Raw genomic sequence first — 25,034 nt, 5'->3', positions numbered from 1 at the left:
AGGAGTCCGGGGTCAGCCGCCGCTACAGCGAGGCGCATGAATGCGCCCGCTGTCGACGTACGGTGGGTACGGCTCTCGCAGGAGACGGAGTCCCTCGACGCGGCAACCGCCGGACTGCTGGCGCCGCCGGAGCAGATCCGGGCGGCCGCCTACCGGACGCGGGACGACCGGCTGCGCTTCAACTGGGCGTCGCCGTGACGCGATTGACCCTGGCCCGCGAACTGCACTGCGCCCCGGGCGGCGTCGAGCTCGATCGAACCTGTCCCGACCGCGACCAGCCGCACGGCAAGGTCCGGGCAGCCGGGCCTGGTCCTGGCTGGGAGGTGTCGGCTCACAATTCGGGTGACCTCATCGGTGTCGCCGTGGGGACCGTCGCGCCTGTCGGACTCGACGACGAGGAACTCCGCGCCGTCGAGCTCGAGAGCATGGCCCGGTTGGTTCTGACTCCGACGGAGCATCGCCGGCTGACGTCTACCGAGGACCTCTTCAGGTACTGGACCAAAGGGGATCAGCCTGTACGAACTTGCCGGGCAGACGGGCCATCTCGCGGCCCTTGCAATCCGGAGTAGGGCCGACGTCACAACCGTGGAGCACGACGCAGACTCCCTGCTACAGGCCGGCGTTCACCGCTGACCAGGCGGTGTGCGGCGAGTCGCTCGTAGTGAGGTAGTTACTCCGCGACCGGACCAACCGTGCCCCGGTGGACGTCTCACCGAGGCCCGATGCACGGCAACCGGTGGTCGCGCTGCTACTCAGAACGCCCCCCACCTCCTGATGCGTGCCGGCACATTCTGTGTTCCCCAGCCGCAAACCTCGACGCAGGAGCTATCTCGCCGGGCCGGCGCCAAGCTGCCAGCCTCGGACCCGTGCAGTTCGCACTCCATTCAGACACGGTTCTGCTTCGAGACTCATCTAAATTCCAAGGAAGGGAACCGAGGAATGATGAGACACCTGACCACCGAGGTTGCCGGAATCGAGACCTTCTACCGACAGTCCGGCCCGGACGACGCACCCATCCTGCTGCTGCCGCACGGCTATCCGGGCTCGTCGTTCGTCTACCGGCACCTGCTCACCGCCCTGAGCGACCGGTGGCGGGTCATCGCTCCCGACCTGCCGGGATTCGGCTACAGCGCTACCCCCGACCCTGCGGAGTTCGGTTACACCTTCGACGACTACGCCGAGTTCCTGTCCCACTTCGTCGAAAGACTCGAACTGGAAAGCTACGCGATCTGGCTGCACGACTACGGCTCGCAGTTCGGACTGCGACTCGCGATGAACGCACCAGACAGGGTCGCCGGCCTGATCATCCAGAACGGCGACATCTACGAAGACGCGTTCGGACCCAAGTACGACGGACTGCGCGAACTCTGGGCCAACCCCGGACCGGAGTCGCGGCGCGGAATCGCCGCTCACGTCAGCCTTGACGGCTTCCGCGACGAGTTCGCCGGAGGCCTGCCCCAGCACGTGGCCGATCGAATCCCGCCGGATCTCTGGACTTTGCATTGGTCGCTGATGGGCACGCCGGAGCGGATCGCGAACCTGGTTCGACTGCTCGAGGATCAGCCCAAGACGCTGCGCTGGTTCGAACGCCAGCAGGCCTATCTCCGCGAGCACCAGCCCCCGACGCTGATCGTGTGGGGACGACACGACGGCTACATGCCCGAGAACTCGGCCCACGCCTACCACCGCGACCACCCCAACGCCGAGCTGCACCTGTTCGACGGCGGACACTGGCTACTGGAGACCCACCTCGATGAGGTCATCCCGCTGGTCCGTGACTTCCTCGACCGCATCCAACCACCGAACAGACACGGTCACGGTTCCTCTGATCGGCTGGCCGAGTAGAAGTCCCTCGCCCCGCGTCGACCTGTGCTCCCTGCACCGCCGCCGGCGCGCACGAGGATCGGGGCGCAGAAGAGCGATACGGCGGATCCTCGGTGAAGATGTGGTGGTTCGCGGCGTGGGATTGAGCCACGTAGGCGGTTCACGGCATCTCGGGCTCGTCAAACACGCGTTCTAGCGCTTGGGCGGCGGCGGGGTTGGCGGATTGGCGGCCCAGGTAGATGTCTTGGGTGATGGAGACTCTGGCTTGGCCGAGTTGGTCGGCGATTTGGCGGGCGGTGTGGCCGGCTTGGTCGAGGGCGGTGGCGGTGGTTTTGCGGAGGGCGTGGGAGCGGATCCAGGCGAGTTTGTCGGATTCGGCGGGCTGGGTGGCGTCGTGGACCTGGGTGCGGAGGGCGTGGCGGTGGTCGAGGTCGATGCCGTAGGTGGCGACGAGGGTTTGGACGAGTTGGTGGTCGACTGTGATGCGGCCGGTTTCGATGAGTTCGACTCTGGTTTGGGGCCAGTTGAGGTGGTCGGCGACTTGTTTGCGGGTCAGGCCGGTTTCGCGGCGGAGGGCTCGGAGGGTGAGGCCTAGGTCGCGGCGGGCGGTGCTGCCGACGGGGGAGAGGGCGGTGCGGAGGGCTCGGCGGGTGTTGGAGGGGTCGCGGTAGCCGCCGTGGGTGTCGGGGAAGACGGGGCCGTCGAGGCGGATGCCGGTGGCGTGGCGGGCGCGGATGCCGGCGGCGTGCCGGGCGCGGAGGACGGCGAGGGCCCAGTTCGGCAGGTGGAGGAGGCGTTCGCCTGCTCGTGACTTGGTGCCCTTACGGAGGAGGCCTTGGCCTTTGACGCGGACGATGGTGTGGGTGATCTCGGCGGTGCCGGCTTCGAGGTCGACCTGGTGCCAGTGGACGGCGAGGGCTTCGCCGATGCGGACGCCGGTGCAGAGCATGAAGGTGGTCAGGTCGGGGAGGTCGGCCTCGACGGCTCGTCCGTCCGCGGCGAGGCTTCGCCGGAGCAGGGTGACCTCGTCGCTGGTCAGGGCTCGCGGTGGGTTCTTCGGCTGGGCTTCGATGGTCTCGATCTCGCGGACCGGGTTGACGGTGATGGCGCCGTAGCGGACGGCGAGTTTCATCATTCCGGACAGGATGGAGCGGCAGGTCTTGGCTCGTGCGGCGCCTGCGCGTTGCTTGATGTGGGCGACGACTGTGTCGATCCGTGGGGTGGTGGCCTCGCCGATGCGGAGCTCGCCGAGGGCAGGGCGGATGTGGTTCTTGATGGCGCCCTGATAGTTGTCGAGCGAGGAGGGTGACCGCTTGCCGTCCTTGACCCACTCCTTGAACTTCGCCTCGAACAAATCGATGAGGACGTTCATCTTGTGCATCGCGGTCAGCTCGCCGGCGTGCTGGCCCGTCTTCGCCCGATCCTGGAGCTTCTTCAGGAGGGCACGCTCAGCGGCAGTCTTGCTCGTGCCGTACGCAGAGACCGGCCGGAGGTGGCCGTCGTGATCGCGGAACCTGGCCTGCGACTTGTGCTTGACGGCTTTGCCCCTGGCGTCAATCTGCACGACCCACGTCGAGATTTCGCCCCAGGTTCCGATCGGTAGCGGTGGTCTTGCCATGTCATGCCTCCAACCGATGGGGTTGTTGGAGGCTCAACGTCGGCCAGGGGCAGAACCCGCGAAGTCGGCAACGATGCGAACTGATGTGATGTGACGCACAGTCACGATCAGATGAAGGCCTGGACGGAGAGCCGGCGGCCTAGTTCGGCCCGGCGAATCGGGAAAGTGGTGCGTAAGTGGTGTGCACCGGACAGCAAGAAGCCCAGGACACTCGCGTGACCTGGGCTGTTGTGCGCCGCCAGGGACTCGAACCCCAAACCCGCTGATTCCCACCCGATCGGTCAGCGCCGTCCTCGTTGCTGCTACGCCCGGCCACCTCCACGCCTGAAACTCACGCACGGCAGTTCGTAGTCGCCTGACGGTGCTCGTTGCTGCCCGACCAATTGTGTGGGCAAAGGGATGGGCTCCTGGGAAGATTGTGCGCTCGCTGTCTGGGCGCTCGGCTGAGGCCGGTCAGGGACGCTGACCCAAGCGGGTAGGCAGATGCGCAACGTGGGCTGATGAGGAAGGGCATCGTGAGATGGAATCAACTAGCGAGCAGCCGGACGAGGAGGTGCTGTCGGAGTGCTCCGATGTGCTGCGATGGCATCACTTCAATAACCCCTATCCCGTGCGCCGGAGACTTGACATCACGCTGGCTGCAGAGGAGATGCTCGAGTGGCTTAGCGATCATCGCCGATTCGAGCCGCGTCATCACCGCACGGGATGGGCTTCAGTTCTGAGGGAGCTCGTCCTGGCCGTAGACGATCTAGGTCCGCACCTCAGAAGAGCTCTTGAGCCCCATCTCCAGCTAGTGCGGACGGAATGTGATCGAGGGCCTGTCTCAGTAGCGGAAGATCGCGCCGTCCTACGCTCGCATCTTGTAGCTTTACTCAGGCAAATCGGAGAGCGTGCGAGTCTCTATGCCGCGTGGCTTGATGTTTTGGCCCGATTCCAAGACAGTAACGCCACTGTCGAAAGCTGTGTAGCTATTCGATCTCTATTTTGGAATATCGCAAAATCAGGCGGGCGAAGCCAATATGGCCTCTCGCAGAGTATGTGTGGCGTGCTGGTAGATGATGGACTCCAGGTTCACCTAGCTATGCTTGAACTTGGAGACATCCATGAACCACAAGTGCGTGGGCGTCCATCGCGCGCAAATCTAAGTATCGGCGAGCGTCTGCATTTGGTGGAACGGCTCATCATGCAAGAGCCGAGCGTCCATCATCATGTCATATGGCATGCCTTCACGAAGGCGACGATTGATGGTATGCAAACCCAGTTGGGTGATTTAACTATGTACCATGGGCCATGGTTGGTTGATGTCGCCAAAATGGAATCTTCCTTACCCTGGATTGAGTTGCCGGACGAATTAAAAGATCGAGAATCGATTTGGAGTATCACCAAGTTCCCGGAAGAAGACGAGTTCGTACTAACACGCATGGATCTCGGCCGACAAAGTTTGAGCAATGCTCCGCGAGTCGCTGGTGAGATTGTGGATGCGATCGTAGATCTGGCCAAGTATCGGTCGGGTCGGCGCCACAATTGGACGCGGCTCGACGGCCATTTGCACGCCATCGATGGTCGCCTAGTTGGCGGATCAATGGGTTTCCATGAGGCGCGTCCAGAGCTAGATGTGATGCCAAGTATGGATGCCGTAGTCGATGAGATTGAAGAGATCTCTAGCCGTGCTGGCGGCCCATCTCGGTTTCGCGATAGCGATGTTCGCAAATGGTCAGAAACTTTGAAGTGGTGGCGAGAGGCGAGCACGGGGCACGACGCAGGCGCTGTTTTGGTAGGCGTGCGGGTGCTTGATTCGATCGCTCCCCATGTTCAGTTGGCAGACTGGGACAGTTATGTCAGGCGGTATCTTCTGTGGTCCAATGTGCGGGGCGAATTGCTGGGCGCAATTAAACGCTCAGTTGAAAGCGGCATCTATTCAAGCAGGCTAGCTCGTGATGAACAATCTACGGCTGAAGCCAAGCGGGCGATCGAACGAAAGATCGTCAAGCATGGTCACAAGATGACGTATTTCAATTACGTAGAAGCAGTCTCTCAAATGGAAGAAATTGAGAGACTGAACGAGTCGCATACGGTCGCTGCTCGTGGTCTCCGAGTTCTCCGCAGGAGACTATCGGATCCCAGTCAGTCTCAAGCCTGGATATCGTTGCTGCGTGACGATTGGGTAACTCGCGCCGCTCGACTGGCGCGAGTGAGAGATGCGTTGGCTCATGGAGGTCCAACAACCGAGGAATCCTTATCCTATGCAGCCAAATTTGTCCGGAATCTTGTTGGAAATTCGATGTATATTGTGTTCGATGCGGTTCTGGCAGGCGATGGTATCTTGGCGCGCCATGATTCGTTTCGTGAGGATCAGACCAAGTGGAGGGAGCGACTGCGTGCGGGGCTGGGGCTCGCTCCTGCATTGTTTCCAGACTTGGAGGAATTCGATTCCGAGGACGGCGACCATTGATTGCTGCTGCTTCAATGCCGCCACGCCGCACCATCCGGACCTAGAGCTGAGCTGTGGCTGACTGAGCGGCCTCTGATCGAGAGCGAGAATGCGGCAACAGCTCGGGCCAGGAGCTGCTGAAGGTACGCCGAGCGGGCCGCCATGTCTCAGGAGAGGGCGGCTGGGCTGGGCCGCTAGAACAATTCTGGCAGACACGGGGCGCTGCGGATCAGCATCCTTGGTGAGGCGTGAATGCATCCGAGACTTGACTCAGGCGCCGGCCGCCGCATCCCAAGTAGGCGACGGCGCTGGGGTGAGCGGTCGCGAAAAAAGGCGAAGACCCAGGATCAGATTGCGATGTGTGCCTGAACCTTCGTGTTGGCGCGCGCCAAGGGATTCGAACCCCGAAACCCGCTGATTCCCTTACAGGACTGCTGTTTGGTGCTCGTTGGTACCTGGTTGTGTCCGTGACCTGGGCGAAAACGATTGGAGCGGGCTTGTCGCCGGTCAGCCGGGTCCGCTGCCCGTCCAATCCCGTGGGGAAAGCATGTGGACCGGTAGCGGGTCGACACAGGCTCTGGAGATCGGCCGACGTGGCCGCCCTCAGCCGAGGCGGCCAAGCAACGGCGGGTCGGCCCGCCAGTTGATCCTCGCGAGACTGACCATGGGCTATGGACTTGAGCAAGTTGGACTGGGTAGCGTCCCCGCCTGGCTGGGCGCGCTGTCTCTGATCCTTGCCTTCACCGTCTTCAGGCGCGATCGAGCCAACGCTGAGCGATCCCAGGTCGATTTGGTCGGCGCTTGGACCACGGTCGAGCACGAACGCAGTTGGCCGGGGGACAACCCTGTGGTGGAGGGCACGGTCACCGCCCATATCCGCAATGCAGGGCAATTGCCCGTGCGCGTGGTGAAGATTGCGTACAAGACCGAGTCAAGCTGGATGGTCGAGGACCTGGAGCAGCCACGATCTAGTCATGGCGGAGTCGTTGCCTGGACGATTACTCCGGGAACCGAGTCGCAGATGGCCTTTCACGGGAATGTGATTGTGGCACTTCAGGCGACCGAAGACCTCTCGTTCACGGTCAATGTTCAGCACATGGCGCCAGACCGGGCGGAGCACCTGTCCCCGACGGACGGAATCACTGCGAGAGTCGAGTGGCTCTTGGTCGTAGACAACGCGGGACGGCGATGGGAAATACGGCCAGAGCGGGGAGGCCGAGCAACGAGGGTTCGGTGGTGGTGGCGAGCCAAGGAGGACATGCTGCGCAAGTGGTAGCCGCGAACCTGACGGGCGCGAGGTATCAAGTTGGACGGGCGGCCGAGATGAGCGAAGATCGTCCAGACGCACTCAGACCGCACAGAAGGCGCCCGCTATGGCTATCAACGTCGACACCGCCCAGGCTCTTCGCCGGCCCGGAGACCTCCTTGCTCTGGTCAACGCCGTGAAGTCTGCCCTGTCAACGGATGAATCTTGGTGGATCGAATGGAAGTCTGACCTCAATCTGAGGAACGCTGAGGGAGCATTCAAGGCGGCTAGGGCGATTCTCAGTTTCGCAAATCGGATGCCTGATGTTGCGTCAACGTCGTGCGATGGGCTCGCGTACCTGCTTGTTGGAGTCGAACCGGGATTCATTCACGGAACTGAGGCAATCGATCCCGCGGACCTAGAGGGCGCGCTGATCAAATACCTCGGCGCGGACGGCCCGGTTTGGTCGCCAAATTACGTCTTGGTCGAGGGTAAGACTGTGCTTGTGATCATCGTTGAGCCGCCTCGTTGGGGAGATCCAATCCACACGTTGCGCAAGACCTATGAAAAGTCAGCAGAGGGCGCAGTCTTCGTTCGCAGCCAGGCGATGAGTCGTCCGGCGAACGCCCCTGAGATGAAGATGCTTAGTGATCGTCTGGTGCGCGGTGTCGGAGTGCCTGAACTTACGGGCTTGGACGTGAGTTGCAGCGTCAGCCCGGGCGAGGGTGTGCTCGTGATCGATCCGTCCCTCGGAGATATCGATACGTGGATTACTCAACGTCATGACGCGGTGCTGAGTGGCCAGCGGGGGGCTGACCCAGACGGCGTGAAGTTCATCCGAATGATGGTTTACGACACGAAGGTCGTGGACCGGTATTTGGAAGAGTGCCGGGATCGTCTCTTCGACGCTCAACGCCTGAATTTAATTCGCTCAAAGCACAGCATTCTTCAGTTGTCGGTGACCTCGCCGGGCCCGCTCATTTTGGAAGATGTTGAATTGACATTACGATTCGATGGTCCGTGGTCGGCCTTCGAGACCGGCGAGATTCCAGAAGGCTTGAAAGACCTGCCTGAGGTCCCCAAGCCTAAGTCCCGCATGATCATGAATGATCTTGGCCTGGGTCCTATTGGACGGATTGGATTCAAGTCGCCAACGATCCCCAACCCGAATCTGGAGATCGAGGAAGCGTCTATTACCTTGACATTGGGGAGGGTTCGTCCAGAGAAGCGAGCGCTTGCGACGCCATTTCATTTCTTTCTGCATGAGATCCCTGGCGAATCGGGAGAAGTCACAGTCAAGTGGACGCTCACCTCAACATCGACGGCAGGAATTCAGAGAGGCTCGCTCCAAGTTCCTATCCATCCGGCTCGCGGAGTGTTCCTGCGGCCCGAGTTGGCTTCCACTCGAAATTAATCTATTCAACGGCAGACAGGGCCCATGCCCAATCAAATTCTGCTGCGACTGCAGAGCCAGTTCCCGATCTGATCGGTTCTAAAGATCCGAACGATCCGCTTTGGGCGTCCAAGATCCGCACACCCGCGTATCGAAGTACCGCGAGAGACGCAAGGCCAAGCCGGATGTCCGGCGAGATCGTGCTTCGCGAATGGCACCGCGACCGCTGGCGTTCGTGCGCCAAGGGCTGCGCAGAGCGTGGTGAAGGGATAGGTGTTTGCAGTGCCGTTGGCCCAAGCGTTGAGGGTGTTGAAGGTCATGGGCACGACGGCGACGGCATCGGCCGGTGGGATGCGCTTCGGTTGGTCTGGGGCGCGGTTTCCGGTGATGACCGGTGCATCCCCTAGATCCTGGGCTGCGAGCCAGGGGACGGCCGCATACGTGGGGATGACGTAGGGTTCCCAGCCACGTTCGCGGGCGGCTCGTACGCCGTCACCGGTCCGGGATGCCAGGGGAGCGCCGCAGACGATGATGTAGAGGGTCTTGCTGGTCAATCTAGGACTCCTGCTCGGGTCGCGATGGCGGTGAGGGCTGGGGTGGGTTTGCGGGAGCGGCGGAGTAGTTCGCGGACCAGTTCGTGGGCGATGGTGTGGTAGCGGATCGCTTCGGGGGCCACGCGTTCGGCCTGCTGAAGGTGGAGGATCGCCTCCATGTCGTTCTTCGCCTGGGTCAGCTCGACAATCACGTGATCCCGGCGCTGGGGGAGGTGCGCCTGGGAGAACTGACGACGCCGCTGTTGGACAAAGTGATCGCGAAGATCAAGACGGAGGTTGGTCCGCCCACCGCGAAGACGTGTCGGAGCGTCGTCTCCGGCACGCTTGGTCTCTCCGCCCGGTACGGCGCACTTGACTTTAACCCCATCAGAGACGTCGACACGATCGAGAGCGAATCGAAGCGCAAGGCGCGAGCCCTGACGGACGAGGAGCGTGATGCATGGTTCGAGCAGTTGCGTGCCGATCGGGGAGCGGTCGCAGCCGACTTGCCTGACCTCTCAACGTTCATGCTCGCGACGGGCGTACGGATCGGCGAGTCATTGGCGGTTCTGGGACACCAGGTCAACTTCGCTGCGAGCGAGGTCGAGATCACGCATCAGATCATCCGCGTGAAGGGTGAAGGGCTCGTGCGGATCCGGACGAAGTCCAGGGCAGGGGAGCGGGTGCTGAAAGTGCCGGCGTGGGGGCTCGCGATGCTCCGCCGGCGCCTGATGGACGGCGGCCGATTGGATCAGCCGATCTTCGCCAACCGGGACGGTGACTACCGCGACCCGACCAACGTACGCCGGGATCTGCGAGAGGCGCGCTCACCGATCGGCAGCGAGACGCGTCGGGATCTTGGGGTTCGGCTCCGGAAGGCGCGACGGGCGGTCGGCCTCTCGCAGGCCGACACGGCGGCGAAGCTCAGTTGGCCACAGTCGCGCGTCAGCCTGGTTGAGACCGCGCGGGTCCGACTGAACGTGGCCGACGCTGAGAAGCTGCTCGACCTGTACCGAGTGCGCGGCAGCGATCGGCTGGATCTGCTGACGCTCGCGACCGACGCCGCCGAAGGGAGCCAGGCCGATGCCCTGGCGTGGATCACTTCGCACTCGTTCCGGAAGACGACCGCGACCATTCTGGACGACGCCGGACAGAGCGCCCGGCAGATCGCAGACCAGCTCGGGCACGCCCGGCCATCGCTGACCCAGGACGTCTACATGGGACGGAAGGCGAAGAACCCGGCAGCAGCGGCTGCTTTGGAGGCAGCTCTCAACAGATCACCCAAGGTTGCCGACCGGCTCGGTCACGGTGAGCCGACGAGCGCCGCTGCCACCTACGGATGAGATCGGCGGGGTCGCGCTGATCGTGCTTTGCGGTATCAGAGCACGTGCCCCACATCACCAAGCCCTGGTCACGTACGTGACCAGGGCTTCGGTGCGTCAGGACCGGCTGATTCAGTTGTTCGCGCGGCTTCCGAAGAGGCCGCCGCCTTGGGTCAGAATGCGCTGCTCGACGTTGACGAGGCCAAGCAATGCGGCGGACAACGGCGTGGGTGCGAGCAGATCTTCGACGTCTTCCCGACCCAAAAGGACCGGCGCCCCGTCGTCGCCCTTCGCAACCACTAGTCCGCTCAAGCGCTGAGCGTGAACGACATGCGCGACGGCCTCTTCGCCATAGACGCGCTTCACCAGCTCGGTGACCTTGGCCGGGTCAGCCTTAGGCCATACCTGATCGGCCCAGTAGTTGAACTCCTGGACAAACACTGGATGCTTGGCGTTGAGCCAGACAACGCCGTTGGACTTCGCGCCGCCGTCGAGGGGAAGGCTGTCGTTTCGGTCGAACATCGCGAGGTGCTTCGCTTCGTCCGCATCGAAGTTCTTCCAGCCGCACGCCGGGTAGCCGACCTTCACAGACTGCGACGTTCCGGTCATGCTCCCGCTTGCAGCAGGCGCGAGGATGTGTCGACTTCCGGTCGTACCGCCCGAGCCGCCGCCAACACCGGGTCCGGTGCCACGTGTGCCGCCCTGATGGGCCGGCGACCCCGCCATCTGGCCGGTGGGGTGCCCAAGCAGACGCCCGGCAGCACTCGACAGGATGCGCGAAGCCTTGAACCGCGGGTTGAGGCGATCCAGGATCCGAGCGAGGTGCTTCGACATGTTCGGGTCGGACGACTTCGCCGTCTTGGCGCGCGCAGCATCACGAGCCTCTGCGAGCTTGTCCGGGAATGACCCGTAGAACGCGTCACCCCAATCCTCCCAAGGCAGTTCGAGGCCGCCCTTCGAGATCAGGATGTGGCGCGATGCCTGAGTCAGAACCCCCCACTCAGTGGGCTTACTGTCGCTGTACACCGGCGGGTGGAGGATCAGCCAGGTCCGGCTCATGATCTCGTCGGTGATCCCGAACTGGCGGTACCGACCCTTCGTGGCGTCGGAGTGGTACGCCTCGCCCTGATAGTTAACGGTGACGACCGGACGCTGAGTGATGTAGTCCGACCCACCAGCAACCGGAGAGTCGGGCTCCGGTACGTAGAACCACTCGGCCGTCGTACCGTGCTGATCGACCTGCACGGTTCCGGTGACAGCAGTCTTGGGGATGTAGTGCCGCAACCCGTAGATACGACGCGGGCGCCAGACCATTGCGTCCCCGGACGGCAAGGTGACGGTCTTGTCCTTCGTGTCCCGGCGGTCAGTCGCTCCCTTCCGGTAAAGATCCACGACCGTAGTTTCGATCGGTTTGCCGCCGCGATTCGGGACCGTCAGGAGACGCCCGTTCAGGTACCGCACAAGGCCGTCGACAGTCTCGTTGCGGGACGGGTCCTGGTCCCCCATCCACGTGTTGCTGTCAGGAGCCCCGCCGAGGAGCACCATGATGGTCCCCGTAGTCATCCAGTCCGGACGGATTGCCCCCCAATCGCAGCCGTGATCAGGATCATCAAATGGCTGCACTACGTCGAGCTGTCCGACGTACTCGCCGTCCTCGTCGACGACGGTCCATTCCTTCAGCGCGTAGTTCCCGTTGCCGTCGCGATAGATCCACAGCATCGCGCCATCCGGCTCGTCCTTCGTGTAGCTGATGACGACGACGCCGTAGGAGTTCCACGGCAGCACGGAGGATTTGAATCCCTGCCCGAAGTTGCCGTCCACGCCGATCGGCTTACCGCCGCCACCGAACGTCGTGAGGAAGGTCCGGAGGTCCTCCGACGCCATGCCGGAGCCGTCGTCCATGATGGTCCGACGGAGTACACCGAGGCTGGCCGCGGCCTGGTCCTCGATGCCGAAGAAGATGGTGGCAGCGCCGCTCTCTTCCGAGTTGCGCCATGCCTCCCGGGCCCACTGGTACTGGCCGCCGGCTTCGTAGGCCTGCCGGATGAGGTGCGGAGTTGCTTCTGTGGGGACATGCACGAATCTGGGCATGCTTCGCTCCTTAGCGTCCTAGAGCCGGAGCCCTAGAAGATGGGGCAAGAACGGACGCCCTTGCCGCCGAACAGGGTACATGAACGCCTGACCGGGACCCGGTATCCCCGCCCGAGCCGGAGGTCGGCTCCGACGGGGGAGAACTTGCGGAGCGTTAGCTCGGGCCCAACTGTCTGTCCGACACCCACAGGGTGCAGTAAGTCACAAAAGCATGGGATAAGGCATGGGTTCCGCATAAGCGAAAGCCCTGGTCGCCTTCGTGACCAGGGCATTTGTGCGCCGCCAGGGACTCGAACCCCGAACCCGCTGATTAAGAGTCAGCTGCTCTGCCAATTGAGCTAGCGGCGCTTGGTGTTGCCTTCGAACGAAGAGGATCGTAGCAGGGGGATCGGGGAGATGCGAAATCGGTTAGCGGGTGAGGATGGTCATGGCTGCGTTGTGGCCGCCTAGGCCGGAGACGGCGCCGCCTCGGCGGGCGCCGGAGCCGCAGATCAGGAGGTTCGGGACGTCGGTTTCGGTGCCCCAGCGGCCGGCGTCGGCGGGGTCGGTGGCCCAGGGCCATTGGAGGTCGCCGTGGAAGATGTGGCCGCCGGGCATGCCGACGGATTGCTCGATGTCGTACGGCGTCTTGGCCTCGATGCACAGGTTGCCGTCGGCGTCGCGGGCGATGCAGTCCTCGAGCGGTTCGGCCAGGTGGGACTCCAGGCCGGCCAGGACGCGGCGGGTGGCGAGAGCGCGCGCCGAATCGTTGTCGGAGGCAAACAAACGGGCGGGGAAGTGCACGCCGAAGACGGTCAGGGTGTGGTGGCCGGAGGCAATCAGGTCGGGGGAGAGGATCGACGGGTCGGTCAGCGAGTGGCAGTACACCTCGGAGGGCGGTACGGCGGGCAGCTCGCCGCCCGCGGCGGACCGGTACGCCGCCTCGAGCTGGCTGTAGTCCTCGTCGATGTGGAACGTGCCGGCGAAGGCCTTTGCCGGGTCGTCACCCGACTTGAGTGCGGGGAGGTGACGCAGCAGCAGGTTGACCTTCAGCTGGGACCCCTCCGGCTTCTCGACACCGGTCTGACCGCGCAGCGTGGCCAGGGTCGAGGGGGCGACGTTCGAGAGCACCCAGGTGCAGTCGACGGATCGCTCACCGTCACCGCCGAGCCACGTGACCGATCCGCGGGTCCCGTCGACCTCGACCGCGGTGACGGCCGCGTCGGTCACCAGTGCGGCGCCGGCGCGTCGTGCGGCGGCCGCCAGCGCGTCGGTGACCGCGCCCATCCCGCCGACCGGCACCCGCCACTCGCCGGTGCCGTTGCCGATCAGGTGGTACAGGAAGCAACGGTTCTGGATCAGGGACTCGTCGTGCAGCCCGGCGAACGTGCCGATGACCGCGTCCGTCGCGACGACCCCGCGGACGGTGTCGTCGGCGAAGCGACGTTCGATGGTCTCGCCGAGCGGCCGCTCGACCAGCTCGTCCCACAGTGCGCCGTCGACACGGGATCGCAGGTCAGCCGCCGTCCGGAGCGGCTCCAGCAGAGTGGGAGCGACAGCGGCGGCCACTGACCCGACCGCGCCGTAGAAGGCCGCCCACGCGTCGTACTCCGCGTCACTGCCGGTCAGCGCGGCGAACGAGGCACGGGTGGCCGCGCCCTCGCGTCGCTCGACCATGAGACCCACGTCGCGCCCGTCACGGCGTACCGGGGTGTACGACGCGACTGTCCTGGACCGGAGCTCCAGGCCGAGGCCCAGGTCGGCCACGATCTTGTCGGGCAGCAGACTCACCAAATACGAGTAGCGGGACAGCCGGGCGTCGACGCCCGGGAACACCCGTTCGCTGACCGCCGCGCCGCCGGTGTGCGGCTGCTGTTCGAGGATGAGGGTGGAGAGCCCGGACTGGGCCAGGTATGCGGCCGCGACGAGCCCGTTGTGCCCACCGCCGACGATGACGACGTCGTAGAAGTCCTTCATCCCACCGGCCAATCGAGTTTGTGGTACGCGGCGTCCCAGAACATCCATTCGTAGCGGCACGTCATGGCGAAGTGCTGATGACAGCGTTCCCGCTCGGCTGCCCCGACGTCCAGTCCGTCCGTGACGGCGAGTACCGACTCGACGACGGCGTCGAACTCCTCCGAGCCGTACGTCTCGATCCACCTCCGGTACGCCGGATCGGGGGAGGACCGCTTGAGCAGCTCCCGCCCCACGTCGCGGTAGATCCAGTAGCAGGGCAGCACGGCCGCTACCGCCTCGGCATACGTCCCCGTGGCGCACACGGCGGTCAGATAGGACATGTACGCCGTGGTGGTCGGCCCCGAGCCGGCCGCGTCGACATCTGCCGCGGTCAGCCCCAGCGACGCCAGCAGGGACGTGTGGAGCTCTCGCTCGACTGCTATCGCGTTGGCGGCGTGCAGGGCGAACATGCTGACCGCGTCCTCGTCCAGGGCCCGTCCGGCGACCAGGCTGAGGGCCCGCGAGTACGCGCGGAGGTAGTGGCTGTCCTGGACGACGAAGTAGCGGAACGCGTCGTGGTCGAGGGTCCCGTCGGTGAGTCCGGTGATGAACGGGTGCCGCACGATCTCGTCGTACACGGAGGCAGCCCCGCGGTCCCACAGCTCGCTGGAAAACGTCATCCCCACTCCTCGCCGTCGACTGCACCGACCTTATCCAGGGGGCGCGCAGTGATCACCGAGACGCAGGTCACTTCCACGCCATACTCTGAGACATGGGTATCCAGGGGGAGCAGGCGGAGATGCCGCCGGAGTCGCCGTTGCTGCGGCGGATCCGGGCGTCGGTGATCGGTGACGACCAGGTGATGCCGGGGCCGTACGGTCCGCGGCGCGTCACGTACGCCGACTACACCGCGTCGGGGCGGGCGCTGACGTTCCTGGAGGATTTCATCCGCGAGGAGGTGCTCCCGCGGTACGCGAACACGCACACCGAGTCGAGCGGGACCGGGCTGCAGACGACCCGGCTGCGCGAGGACGCCCGGCGCATCATCCACACCAGCGTCGGCGGTGACGACGAGACCGCGGTGATCTTCTGCGGCTCGGGCGCGACCGGCGCGATCGACAAGCTGATCGGGATCATGGGCCTGCGGATCCCCGCCGAGCTCGACGACCGATACCACCTGACCGACCAGATCCCGCGCGAGGAGCGCCCGGTCGTCTTCATCGGCCCCTACGAGCACCACTCGAACGAGCTGCCCTGGCGCGAGTCGATCGCCGACGTGGTGGTGATCTCCCAGGACGCCGACGGCCACATCGACATCGACCAGCTGGAGTCGCGGCTGCGGGAGTACGCCGACCGGCCGCTGAAGATCGGCTCGTTCTCGGCGGCGAGCAACGTGACCGGCATCGTCAGCAACACGCAGCGGTTGTCGGCGCTGCTGCATCGCTACGGCGCGCTCTCGTTCTGGGATTGTGCCGCGGCGGCGCCGTACGTCGAGATCGACATGTACGGCGGGCGGGAGCAGGACCCGTTGTCGTACAAGGACGCGATCTTCCTCAGCCCGCACAAGCTGATCGGTGGCCCGGGCACGCCCGGCGTGCTGGTCGCGCGGCGCGAGCTGCTCCGCAACCGGGTGCCCGACGTACCGGGTGGCGGCACGGTCGCCTACGTGAACCCGCTCGAGCATCGCTACCTGGACGATCCGGTGCACCGCGAGGAGGGCGGGACCCCGGCGATCATCGGCTCGATCCGCGCCGGGATGGCCTTCCAGCTGAAACAGGCAGTCGGGATCGACGAGATCCGCGCGCACGAGGACGCCTACCTGCGGCGCGCGGTCGCGGCCTGGACGACGGAGCCGAACCTGCAGATCCTCGGCAACCTGGACTCCGAGCGGCTGTCGATCGTGTCGTTCGTGGTCAAGGCGCCGTCGGGACGGTACCTGCACCACAACTTCGTGGTCGCGCTGCTGAACGACCTGTTCGGCATCCAGTCCCGGGGCGGCTGTTCGTGCGCCGGCCCGTACGGGCATGCCTTGCTCGGGATCGACTTGGAGCGGTCGCACGAGTTCGAGCACGAGATCCTGCACGGCTGCGAGGGGATCAAGCCCGGCTGGGTGCGGGTCAACTTCAACTACTTCATCTCCGAGGCGGTCTTCGCGTACGTCGTCGAGGCCGTCAAACTCGTCGCCCGGGACGGCTGGCGGCTCCTCGGCGACTACCGCTTCGACCCGGCGAACGGCCTGTGGCGGCACCATCGCGGCCCGGTCGAGCCGCCGATGCGGCTGTCCCAGGTCGGCTACGACGCCGACGGCAAGCTCCGGTATCCGCGGCACGACCACACGGCGCCGGAGTCCGCGCTCGACGACTACCTCGCGGAGGCCCGCGACCTGCTGTCCACCTGTCAGCAGGACCGCGTCGACTCCGAGGGCCGGGTCAACACCGATTTCGATCACCTCCGCTGGTTCGAGCTGCCGTCCCGCTGCCTGACCCGCGACCTCCAGCCGCGCTCGCCGTAGAGGGCCCCAGCTAGCGGGCTCCGGCGGCGCGGAGGGTCTTGGCGATCTCGTCCTGCCCGCGGGACTCGGCGTGCCGGAGCGGGCTGACACCGTCGGCATCGGCGCGGTTGGGATCGGCGCCGGCGTCGACGAGGATCTTCACGATCTCCTGCCACGGCTGCGTGCCCTTGCCGAGGATGATCGCCTCCAGCAGGGCGGTCCAGCCGAGGTTGTTCACGTGGTTGACGTTGATCTTGGTCTGGACGACCCGCCGGACGTAGTCGACGTGGCCGCGCTCGCTGGCCGGGATGACCGAGATGCCGCCGAACCGGTTCCGCAGGGTCAGGTCAGGGGTCGCAGGCAGCAGGGTCTCCAGCATTGCCACGCTCCCGGTGACGCCGGTCACGAGCCAGGCAGAGTCCTGCCGGTCGTCCTGGGCGTCCGGGTCCGCGCCGAGTTGGACGAGCAGCCGGGCGGCGTCGACACGGTCGTTGAGAGCGGCGAGCAACAGCGCGGTGCGGCGGTGGTCGTCGCGTGACTCGATGGGCGCACCGGCGGCCAGTGCTGCGGCGACCCTGTTCGCGTCACCGGACGACGCAGCGGACAGGAGCGAGCCAGCGGCCGCGCGGGTGTCTTGGAGGTCCGTGTCGAGTACTGCGCTGACGGCTGTCTGGCCACGGTCTTTCGCCGCCTGGACCGGTGTGGCGCCGTCGTTGACCGCGGGCTTGGCGCGATCGGCGCCGCCGGCGATCAGCAGCCGGACGGTGTCGACATACTGCGGGGTGCCCTTGCCGAGCAGCACGGCCTCGTGCAGCGCGGTCCAGCCCAGGTTGTTCACGTGATTGACCGCGACGCCGGCCTTGATCAGCCGGCCGACCACGGCGGCGTGACCACGCTCGGCTGCCCGGATGAGCGCCGTGCCGTGGTAGCTGTCGAGGCTGCGGACGTCAGCCCCGTGAGCGAGCGTGAGGTCGAGCAGCTCCAAGTAGCCCTCGCTCGCGGCGATCAGGAACGCGCTCTGGACGGTGTCGTCGACCGCGTTCACGTTCGCGCCTGCGGTGATCAGGCGCTTGGCCTCGGCCACGTCGTTCTTCCACGCGGCGGCGATCAGCTGGCTGTCGAGGGTGGATGGCACAGACGCGCTCCTGGAAGGCGAGGGTGAACTGGAACTGGTCTCAGGTGTGCTGCTGCTGGTCTCAGTGGAACACGCTGCGGCCGCCGCCATCATCAGGACGGCGGCCACAGCGAGCGGGTGGCGGTTCATCGGCGCGGATCGAGCGTGATGACCTGGTACGGCGGGACCGCGGTCGCCTCGTCGAACTTGCTGTCGACGACCAGCAGCCGTCCCTGGGCGAGCTTCGCGGTGGTCAGGACCCGGTCCGGGTCGGTCGGCGTCGCGGACTGCAGCCGCGCGGTCCGGCCGTCGGCGGACAGCCGCAGCGTGCTGAGCACCTTCGAGAAGTTGCGCACGACCCAGAGGCTGTTGCCCTGCTGGACGAGACCGTCGGCGTTCACGAGGTCCGCGCCGGCGGTGTCGACCGCGGTGGCCTGTGCGGTCCGCAGGTCGAACCGCCACAGCTTGCCGACGTTGCCCTGGGCCACGACCAGCGCCTTGCGATCCGGCGACAGGACGATCCCGCCGAGGTTGAAGCCGGTCGTCGTCGCGATCGTCCCGGTCGCGTCGGCCCAGGTGGTGACGGTCCACTGCCCGTGCCGCTCGGCGACCCGGAAGATCTGCGGAGCGTTCGAGTTCGTGAAGTACGCCGCGCCGTCCGGGCCGATCACCAGGTCGTTCAAGAACGCGTTCGGTACGCCGGTGCGCAGCGCGGCGAGCAGCTGCCCGTCCCGGTCGTACACCCACAGGTCCGGCGCGCCCGGGTGGTCGATGCCGTTCGGCCCGCCGGCGACATACACCCGGCGCTGGGAGTCGACGTTGACGCCGCGGGCGGTCCAGCGGCCGTCGGTGCCGTCGCCCTTGAGCCACTCGATCGCCTCGCCGGACCGGAGCTGCCCGCGGTGGATCTCGCCGCCGGTGGTCTCGGACACGTAGTAGTTCTTGGTGCGCGCGTCGTAGCCGATGCCCTCGAACTTGGAGCCGCCGGGGTCACCGGGGAGCTCGTAGGTGCTCGGCCGGGTGTGCGCCGGGGAGGCGAAGGCCGCCGAGGCTCCGGCGCCGAGCAAGGTGGCGGACAGCGCGAGGGTGGCGGACAGCGAACGGACAGACATCTGAACCTCTCAGGACGGTCGGGGGATTCGAGCTGCTTCCAGCCTCCGCCTGCCGGCCCGTCCGTACGACGGGTGTTCGGCCACCGATGGATAGCCGAACGGATGATTCGGATCGGGGGCCGACCGGCCTACGATCGGCAGAACATGTCCACTGCACACACTCCGTCGATCCTGAGTCACGCGACGCGGCTGGTGACCGCACTGCACGCGGCACTGGTCGTCCTCGTGCTGGCCTCGGCGGTCCGGTACCTGACCGGCCACGGCTTCGGTGACCGCGGGCCCTGGGTGCTGATCGGCGCAGTGGTGCTGCTGGCGACGTACGGTGCCTACCGGTTGCTGCCCAGCCGGGTTTGGCTGGCGCTGCTGGTCGTGGAGTGGTGCGTGCTGGTGCTGCTGGCGCCGTCGTTCGCCTGGTGCGCGGTGCCTCTGTCCTTCGTTGCCCTGCGCATCCTGTCGTTCCGCCCGGCCTGTCTGGTCGTGGCAGGCATGGTGGTGGTCACTGTGGTCCAGTGGACCCGGATGACCGACCGGCTCGACCCGACCATCGTGCTGGGCCCGGTCTGCGTCGCAGTGCTTGCCGTGGGCGCCTATCGGGCGCTGGAGCGGGACGCACTGGCCAGACAGGCATTGCTGGACGAATTGCACGCGGCGCAAGGCGATCTGGCCGACGCGCAGCACCAGGCCGGAGTCATGGCGGAGCGGGCCCGGCTGTCACGCGAGATCCACGACAGCGTCGCGCAGGGCTTCTCGAGCATCAACCTGCTGCTGCAGGCCGCTGAAAGCGAGTGGGACGTCAAACCGGCCGCCGCGCGCGAGCATGCGGCCCAAGCGGCCGCCACGGCTCGCGACGGGCTGGACGAGGCCAGGAGGGTGGTCCGCGACCTGGCACCGGCCGAGCTGGCCGCAGGTCTGCCGGAAGCGCTGCGCAGATCCTGCGAACGACTGGCGGCCCACAGTGCCCTCGACGTCCGTGTGCAGGTGCAAGGAACGCCGGTGACACTCGACTCGGAGGTGGAGACCGCACTGCTGCGCACGGCCCGCGGCGCGCTCGCCAATGTCCTCGAACACGCGCACGCGGAAACGGCCGTCGTGACGCTCACCTACCACCCGGACGCGGTGGTCCTCGACGTTGTGGATAACGGCCGGGGCCTTCCGCGATCTCATGTCAAGATCGATTCCGACCGCGGCCACGGCCTGGCCGGAATCCGGGAACGACTGAGACAACTGGGAGGAACGCTGGTGCTGGAGAGCGAACCGGGAGACGGTACGGCGCTGGCCGCATCGATCCCGCTGCGGGCGACGCCGGAGCATTCATGACCGGCGACGCCGGAGCACCCGCGATTCGCGTGGCGCTGGTCGACGACCATCCCGTCGTGCGCGCCGGCGTCCGCGCGCTCGTCGAGGCGCAGGACGACCTGGTGGTCGTCGGCGAGGCGTCGGACGCCCACAGCGCCGAGCAACTCGTCGCGGGCCTGCACCCGGACGTCGTGCTGATGGATCTCAATCTCGGCCCCGGCCCGGGCGGCGCCGAGGTGACCGCGCGGCTCCGGTCACTGCCCGAGCCGCCGTACGTGCTGGTCCTGACGACGTACGACACCGAAGCCGACATCATGAGCGCGATCGACGCGGGTGCCTCCGGATACCTGCTGAAGGACGCGCCGCCGGAGGACCTGTTCCGCGCGATCCGTGGCACCGCGCGCGGCGAGACCGTGCTCGCGCCGGCGGTGGCGGCGCGGCTGGTGCGACGCTCCGGGCCGACGCTGACCGAGCGCGAGGTGGAGATCCTCGGCCTGCTCGCCACCGGCAAGTCGAACCGGGACCTCGCCAAGAAGCTGTATGTCAGCGAGGCGACGATCAAGTCCCATCTGGCCCACATCTACACGAAGCTGGACGTGGACACCCGCGCGGCCGCCGTGGCACGCGCGATCGAGCAACGCATCATCCGGCCGGTCAGCTGAGTAAGGTCTGACTGTGAGCAGCGCGGACGACGACGCCACCGGGGGCGAGAGCCTGCTGACCGTCCTGGTCGCACTCACCGCCAACCTGCTGATCGCTGTCGCCAAGACCGTGGTCGCAGTGATCACCGGATCCGCCTCGATGGCGGCCGAGGCAGCGCACTCCTGGGCGGACACCGGCAACGAGGTGTTCCTGCTCGTGGGGGAGCGCCGGGCGCGGAAGCCCGCCGACCGGTTGCACCCGCTCGGGTACGGGCGGGTCGGCTACATCTGGTCGATGTTCGCGGCGTTCGGCCTGTTCACGGTCGGTGCGGCGGTCTCGGTGTGGCACGGCATCCAGTCGCTGCAGCACGGCGAGGCGGAGACCACGTCGTACGGCTGGGCATATGCCGTGCTCGGGGTGTCGTTCGTGCTCGAGGGGGTCTCGTTCGCGCAGGCGCTGCGGCAGACCAAGGCCGGCGCGCTGGAGCGGATGCTGCGCCCCTGGCGCTACGTGCGGCTCACGTCGAACCCGGTGCTCCGGGCGGTGTTCGTCGAGGACCTGTCCGCGCTGATCGGCATCCTGATCGCGGGGCTCGCGATCCTGCTGCACCAGCTGACCGGCAACGCGGTCTGGGACGCGGTCGGCTCGATCGTGGTCGGTGTCCTGCTGGGGTGTGTCGCGCTGTTCCTGATCAGCCGGAACATGGACTTCCTGACCGGGGAGGCCGTCACTCCGCTGGCCCGCAACCGGGTGCTTCGCGCGCTGCTCGCGCACGAGGACATCGAGCGGATCAGCTTCCTGCACATGGAATGGGTCGGCGCCGACCGGATCTTCCTGGTCGCCGCGGTCGACGTCACCGGCAACGACGTCGAGTCCGAGGTGGCCGCCCGGCTGTACGCGATCGAGGACGCGCTGAACGCCCGCCCGGAGATCCAGCAGGCGATCCTCACACTGTCCCGGCCGGGCGATCCGACGAGTCTCGAGCCCGGTGAGCTGCCGCGCTGGTACGTCGAGCCGCAGGTCTAGGGCACATTCGCGAGGAAGCGCTCGCGGTCGACGACAACCCGCTCGAGCTCACCATCGGCGACGAGCTGCCCGGCCGAATTGGTGGCGCGGACCTGGAAGCGCAGGTGGCGGCCGTCCACCTCGGGGCCGACCGCGGCAATGTCGACCGTGTCGCCGACGCGGGTCGGGAGCCGGTGGCGGACGCGGACCGCCGTACCGACCGAGGTCTGGCCGGGCCCGAGCGCGCTCAGCGCGAGCTGGGCGGTCGTGTACTCGAGCCAGGTGATCAGGCGTGGCGTGGCGAGGACCTCGACATCGCCGCTGCCGACGGCCAATGCGGTGTCGGAGGCGGTGACCTCGTGGCGCACGGTGGTTCCTCCCTGCTGCGTACGCTCCCGACCGCGGAGCCCGTACACGTTGCGGTTTCGGTGTTGGCTGCATTGTTGCCGATCATGAACCCTGCTCGCGAAGTAACACGATGTAACGCCGCGGGCCTCGGACGCGATAGCAGGCTTGGCTGGATGGGGTGTCCGGCCACGATCTGAGGGGGAACTCGTGCGTATCAAGTCATTGCTTGCGGCCGGTGCTCTGGCTGCCGGTCTGCTGTCGCTCCCGGCCACGGCGTCGGCGAAGCCCGCGGTTGCGGAGTCGGCCGCCGCCGGGACGTGTTCGATGGTGATGCCGGCGCGGTTCAGCATCCGGGCGGCGGTCACGAACTTCAAGATCACGCTCGCGGCGAACTGCAAGGCGGCGGGGATGTCGGATGCGACCTGGACGGGGTCGACCACAGGATCGACGTGGTCGGAGTTCTTGTGGTTCGACGACTCCACCTACTCGGAGACGCTCACGATGTACGCGCTGAGCACTCCGATCGGGCGGACCACGTGGGTCGGCACCGGGGCGTCCGACCAGGACTACAACGACATCGCGCAGACGAACGCCTCGTCGTACACGAAGTACGGATCCTCGGCGACGCTGATCGGTGGGCGGAAGGGGTCGCGGACCGCGTTTCTGGCGACGGTCGGGTACTACAACCCGAAGGTCAACGCCTTCGTGCGCTGGCCCGGCAAGCAGGTGCTGCTGCAGTACAAGGAGATCGGCAGCTCGACCTGGAAGGGGCTGAAGTACGTGACCACGAACGCGTCCGGGCAGGCGGCGTACACGTACTACCCGAACAAGACGCGCAGCTACCGCCTGTACGTCCCGCAGAACGCTTCGCTCTGGGACTTCTACACACCCGCCATCAGCCGCTGAACGACGAGCCCATCGCGGCTGGTGGCGCGATGGGCTCGTCGGGGGTTACTTCGTGGGCTTTGCGCCCTTGGTGCCCTTCCACGGCTTCGTGGTGGAGACCGGGGGAAGCTTCCAGGCCTTGCTCTTGACGAGGGTGGTGAGGTCCTGGACCGAGAGGATGGGCTTGGGGCGGGTGTGCTGCTTGTCCTTCTCCGCGGGGCCGTTGTAGCTGGTGAGGCTGATGACGCGGCCGTCGCGGCGGTACAGCATCACGTAGTTGCTGATGACGCTGTTCTGCGCCTGGCGGTCGTCGGGGTACACGGGCGACTCCTTGTAGGAGTACAGGACCGAGCCGTCGGAGAGCGTGGTGCAGCCCTGGCGGACGGGGACGCACGGGTTCTGTTCGTTTCCGCCGGACAGCATGACGTCGACCCGGGCGGCGCCGTGCCCGTCGTCCACGACGTACGCCGCACCGGCGAAGCCGCCGTCGCCCCAGGTCTCGGGGCTCGCGAGTGTCCGTCCGGGCGCGGTGAGCAGGGTCTTCAGTGTCGCGAGCGTCTGCTTCTGGTTCGCCCCGGCCGGCTTGGCGGTCGGGGTCGTCTTGGCCGACGGTGTGGCCAACGGCACCGGCGAGCCCGCGACGGCCGTGTTCGTGGGGGAGCCGGCGAGGTGGATCCCGCCGGCGATCAGGCCCGCGGTTGCGAGGACGGCGCCGGCACCGGACGCGGTGCGCAGCGCCGTACGCCGGCGGCGCAGCCGGAGGCCGTGGGCGACGCTGCGTTCGAGCAGGTCGGGTGTGACCGGCTCGAGGTTCTCGGTGGCTCGGTGCATCAGGTCGGTGAGTTGGGTGTTCATGGTTCTCCTCAGCTTTCAGTGCGCGATCAGCTGGTCGGCGCCGTCGCCGAGGACTGCGCGGAGCCGGTCCAGGGCGCGGGCGGTGCGAGTGGTGATCGCACTGGTCTTCTTGCCGAGATCGAGCGCGACTTGTTCGACGCTGCGATCTTCGAAGAACCGCAGCACCAACACGGCCCGATCCAGCGGTGCCAGCTCGGCCAGCGCGCTCTGCAGAGCCATCCGCAGCTCAGGATCCCCGGCCCGCTCCACCGTCTCGGGCAATTCCGCGGTCGGCCGCTCGGACCAGCTCTTCCGCCGCCGCTGCGAGATATAGGTCCGCACCAGCGCGGTCCGCGCATAGGCTCCCGGACTGTCGATCCGCTGCCAGGCTTTCAGCAGATTCGCCAGCGTCTCCTGCACCAGGTCCTCGGCATGATGCCGATCCCCGGCCAGCAACCAAGCAGTCCGATACAGCCGCGGTATCTGCACCCGCGCGAACTCCTCGAAGTCCTCGGTATCTCTCATCGCAGCCTCTCGTCGATGCGTCTGCTTGAAGAGACGCACTGACCAGGTCGCCAGATCACACCCGGATCAGAAGACTTTCGACAGAACCCACACGGCGAACGCCAAGAACCCCACCACGAACGTCACAACCACCACAACGCCATACCCGAACCAAGCGCTCCCACTCAACTTCACCAGAGGAGTCTCCCACGCCCTGAAGGCCGACCAACAAACCCAACCCCCACAGGCGACGGCCCGGCAAACCCAACCCCAGCAGGTGACGGCCCGGCAAACCCAACCCCAGCTGGTGACGGCCCCGGCAAACCCAACCCCAGCTGGTGACGGCCCCGGCAAACCCAACCCCAGCTGGTGACGGCCCCGGCAAACCCAACCCCAGCTGGTGACGGCCC

General features: G+C 66.2%; 21 protein-coding genes and 1 tRNA gene. 11 read left to right on the top strand and 11 right to left on the bottom strand.

Features of this window, described 5'->3' with window-relative positions; translation table 11 throughout:
- The first annotated feature begins 36 nt into the window (after positions 1-36).
- Positions 37-198, top strand: a complete 162-nt coding sequence (locus ABZW60_RS00110; RefSeq protein ID WP_355472356.1) for a hypothetical protein — start codon at positions 37-39, stop codon at positions 196-198.
- Positions 199-774: 576 nt separating this feature from the next.
- Complete coding sequence (locus ABZW60_RS00105) at positions 775-1,845, top strand: alpha/beta hydrolase (RefSeq protein ID WP_355472354.1); 1,071 nt, start codon at positions 775-777, stop codon at positions 1,843-1,845.
- A 139-nt stretch (positions 1,846-1,984) separates the two neighbouring features.
- Here the strand turns inward: ABZW60_RS00105 and ABZW60_RS00100 are convergent, their stop codons facing one another.
- Entirely contained in the window at positions 1,985-3,388 is a 1,404-nt protein-coding gene (locus tag ABZW60_RS00100; protein WP_355472352.1) for a helix-turn-helix domain-containing protein, read from the bottom strand.
- Positions 3,389-4,487: 1,099 nt separating this feature from the next.
- Between ABZW60_RS00100 and ABZW60_RS00095 the strand changes: the two genes are divergently transcribed.
- The 3 genes from ABZW60_RS00095 to ABZW60_RS00085 all read left to right on the top strand — a co-directional run bounded on the left by ABZW60_RS00095 (position 4,488) and on the right by ABZW60_RS00085 (position 8,533).
- Positions 4,488-5,894: a hypothetical protein gene (locus tag ABZW60_RS00095; protein WP_355472350.1), complete on the top strand. Its 1,407-nt coding sequence runs from the start codon at positions 4,488-4,490 to the stop codon at positions 5,892-5,894.
- A gap of 643 nt (positions 5,895-6,537) precedes the next feature.
- Positions 6,538-7,149 (top strand): hypothetical protein, encoded by a 612-nt coding sequence (locus ABZW60_RS00090; protein WP_355472348.1) that lies wholly within the window; start codon positions 6,538-6,540, stop codon positions 7,147-7,149.
- A gap of 97 nt (positions 7,150-7,246) precedes the next feature.
- Positions 7,247-8,533 (top strand): ATP-binding protein, encoded by a 1,287-nt coding sequence (locus ABZW60_RS00085; RefSeq protein ID WP_355472346.1) that lies wholly within the window; start codon positions 7,247-7,249, stop codon positions 8,531-8,533.
- 32 nt (positions 8,534-8,565) lie between these two features.
- On the opposite strand, the gene ABZW60_RS00080 is transcribed toward ABZW60_RS00085, so the two are convergent.
- Complete coding sequence (locus ABZW60_RS00080; RefSeq protein ID WP_355472344.1) at positions 8,566-9,066, bottom strand: flavoprotein; 501 nt, start codon at positions 9,064-9,066, stop codon at positions 8,566-8,568.
- An 83-nt stretch (positions 9,067-9,149) separates the two neighbouring features.
- Between ABZW60_RS00080 and ABZW60_RS00075 the strand changes: the two genes are divergently transcribed.
- A complete protein-coding gene (locus tag ABZW60_RS00075; protein WP_355472342.1) occupies positions 9,150-10,388 on the top strand; it encodes a helix-turn-helix domain-containing protein in 1,239 nt (412 codons plus the stop codon).
- A gap of 111 nt (positions 10,389-10,499) precedes the next feature.
- On the opposite strand, the gene ABZW60_RS00070 is transcribed toward ABZW60_RS00075, so the two are convergent.
- The 4 genes from ABZW60_RS00070 to tenA all read right to left on the bottom strand — a co-directional run bounded on the left by ABZW60_RS00070 (position 10,500) and on the right by tenA (position 15,073).
- Positions 10,500-12,458 (bottom strand): hypothetical protein, encoded by a 1,959-nt coding sequence (locus ABZW60_RS00070; protein ID WP_355472341.1) that lies wholly within the window; start codon positions 12,456-12,458, stop codon positions 10,500-10,502.
- 275 nt (positions 12,459-12,733) lie between these two features.
- Positions 12,734-12,806: transfer RNA gene (locus ABZW60_RS00065), tRNA-Lys, on the bottom strand.
- 60 nt (positions 12,807-12,866) lie between these two features.
- A complete protein-coding gene (locus ABZW60_RS00060; RefSeq protein ID WP_355472339.1) occupies positions 12,867-14,414 on the bottom strand; it encodes an NAD(P)/FAD-dependent oxidoreductase in 1,548 nt (515 codons plus the stop codon).
- Complete coding sequence (gene tenA / locus ABZW60_RS00055; RefSeq protein ID WP_355472337.1) at positions 14,411-15,073, bottom strand: thiaminase II; 663 nt, start codon at positions 15,071-15,073, stop codon at positions 14,411-14,413. Before tenA ends, ABZW60_RS00060 begins: the two co-directional genes overlap by 4 nt.
- A gap of 92 nt (positions 15,074-15,165) precedes the next feature.
- Between tenA and ABZW60_RS00050 the strand changes: the two genes are divergently transcribed.
- Positions 15,166-16,905: an aminotransferase class V-fold PLP-dependent enzyme gene (locus ABZW60_RS00050; protein ID WP_355472336.1), complete on the top strand. Its 1,740-nt coding sequence runs from the start codon at positions 15,166-15,168 to the stop codon at positions 16,903-16,905.
- A gap of 10 nt (positions 16,906-16,915) precedes the next feature.
- On the opposite strand, the gene ABZW60_RS00045 is transcribed toward ABZW60_RS00050, so the two are convergent.
- Both ABZW60_RS00045 and ABZW60_RS00040 read right to left on the bottom strand, forming a co-directional pair.
- Positions 16,916-18,019, bottom strand: a complete 1,104-nt coding sequence (locus ABZW60_RS00045) for an ankyrin repeat domain-containing protein (protein ID WP_355472334.1) — start codon at positions 18,017-18,019, stop codon at positions 16,916-16,918.
- Between the two features lie 125 nt (positions 18,020-18,144).
- A complete protein-coding gene (locus ABZW60_RS00040; RefSeq protein WP_355472332.1) occupies positions 18,145-19,110 on the bottom strand; it encodes a gluconolaconase in 966 nt (321 codons plus the stop codon).
- Between the two features lie 102 nt (positions 19,111-19,212).
- Here ABZW60_RS00040 and ABZW60_RS00035 point away from each other — a divergent pair, with 102 nt between their 5' ends.
- The 3 genes from ABZW60_RS00035 to ABZW60_RS00025 are packed head-to-tail and all read left to right on the top strand — an operon-like array spanning position 19,213 to position 22,074.
- Positions 19,213-20,427: a sensor histidine kinase gene (locus tag ABZW60_RS00035; protein WP_355472330.1), complete on the top strand. Its 1,215-nt coding sequence runs from the start codon at positions 19,213-19,215 to the stop codon at positions 20,425-20,427.
- Positions 20,424-21,068 (top strand): response regulator transcription factor, encoded by a 645-nt coding sequence (locus tag ABZW60_RS00030; protein WP_355472328.1) that lies wholly within the window; start codon positions 20,424-20,426, stop codon positions 21,066-21,068. Before ABZW60_RS00035 ends, ABZW60_RS00030 begins: the two co-directional genes overlap by 4 nt.
- 13 nt (positions 21,069-21,081) lie before the next feature.
- Positions 21,082-22,074, top strand: a complete 993-nt coding sequence (locus tag ABZW60_RS00025) for a cation diffusion facilitator family transporter (protein WP_355472326.1) — start codon at positions 21,082-21,084, stop codon at positions 22,072-22,074.
- Here ABZW60_RS00025 and ABZW60_RS00020 read toward each other — a convergent pair.
- Positions 22,071-22,421, bottom strand: coding sequence for a hotdog domain-containing protein (locus ABZW60_RS00020; protein WP_355472324.1), 351 nt, complete (start codon positions 22,419-22,421; stop codon positions 22,071-22,073). The genes ABZW60_RS00025 and ABZW60_RS00020 overlap by 4 nt on opposite strands.
- A gap of 187 nt (positions 22,422-22,608) precedes the next feature.
- On the opposite strand from ABZW60_RS00020, the gene ABZW60_RS00015 reads away from it, so the two are divergent.
- On the top strand, positions 22,609-23,307 hold the full coding sequence (locus ABZW60_RS00015; protein ID WP_355472322.1) for a hypothetical protein: 699 nt from the start codon (positions 22,609-22,611) through the stop codon (positions 23,305-23,307).
- Between the two features lie 45 nt (positions 23,308-23,352).
- Here the strand turns inward: ABZW60_RS00015 and ABZW60_RS00010 are convergent, their stop codons facing one another.
- Together ABZW60_RS00010 and ABZW60_RS00005 are read right to left on the bottom strand one after the other, a co-directional pair.
- Positions 23,353-24,141 (bottom strand): hypothetical protein, encoded by a 789-nt coding sequence (locus ABZW60_RS00010; RefSeq protein ID WP_355472320.1) that lies wholly within the window; start codon positions 24,139-24,141, stop codon positions 23,353-23,355.
- Between the two features lie 15 nt (positions 24,142-24,156).
- Positions 24,157-24,645 carry a SigE family RNA polymerase sigma factor gene (locus ABZW60_RS00005; RefSeq protein ID WP_355472318.1) on the bottom strand — a complete coding sequence of 163 codons (489 nt, stop codon included), beginning with the start codon at positions 24,643-24,645 and terminating at the stop codon, positions 24,157-24,159.
- Positions 24,646-25,034 lie beyond the last annotated feature (389 nt).

Source organism: Kribbella sp. NPDC003557 (assembly GCF_040610805.1).
In the GTDB taxonomy this organism is placed as follows: Bacteria; Actinomycetota; Actinomycetes; order Propionibacteriales; family Kribbellaceae; genus Kribbella.
This window is presented reverse-complemented; position numbering and strand designations above follow the sequence as displayed.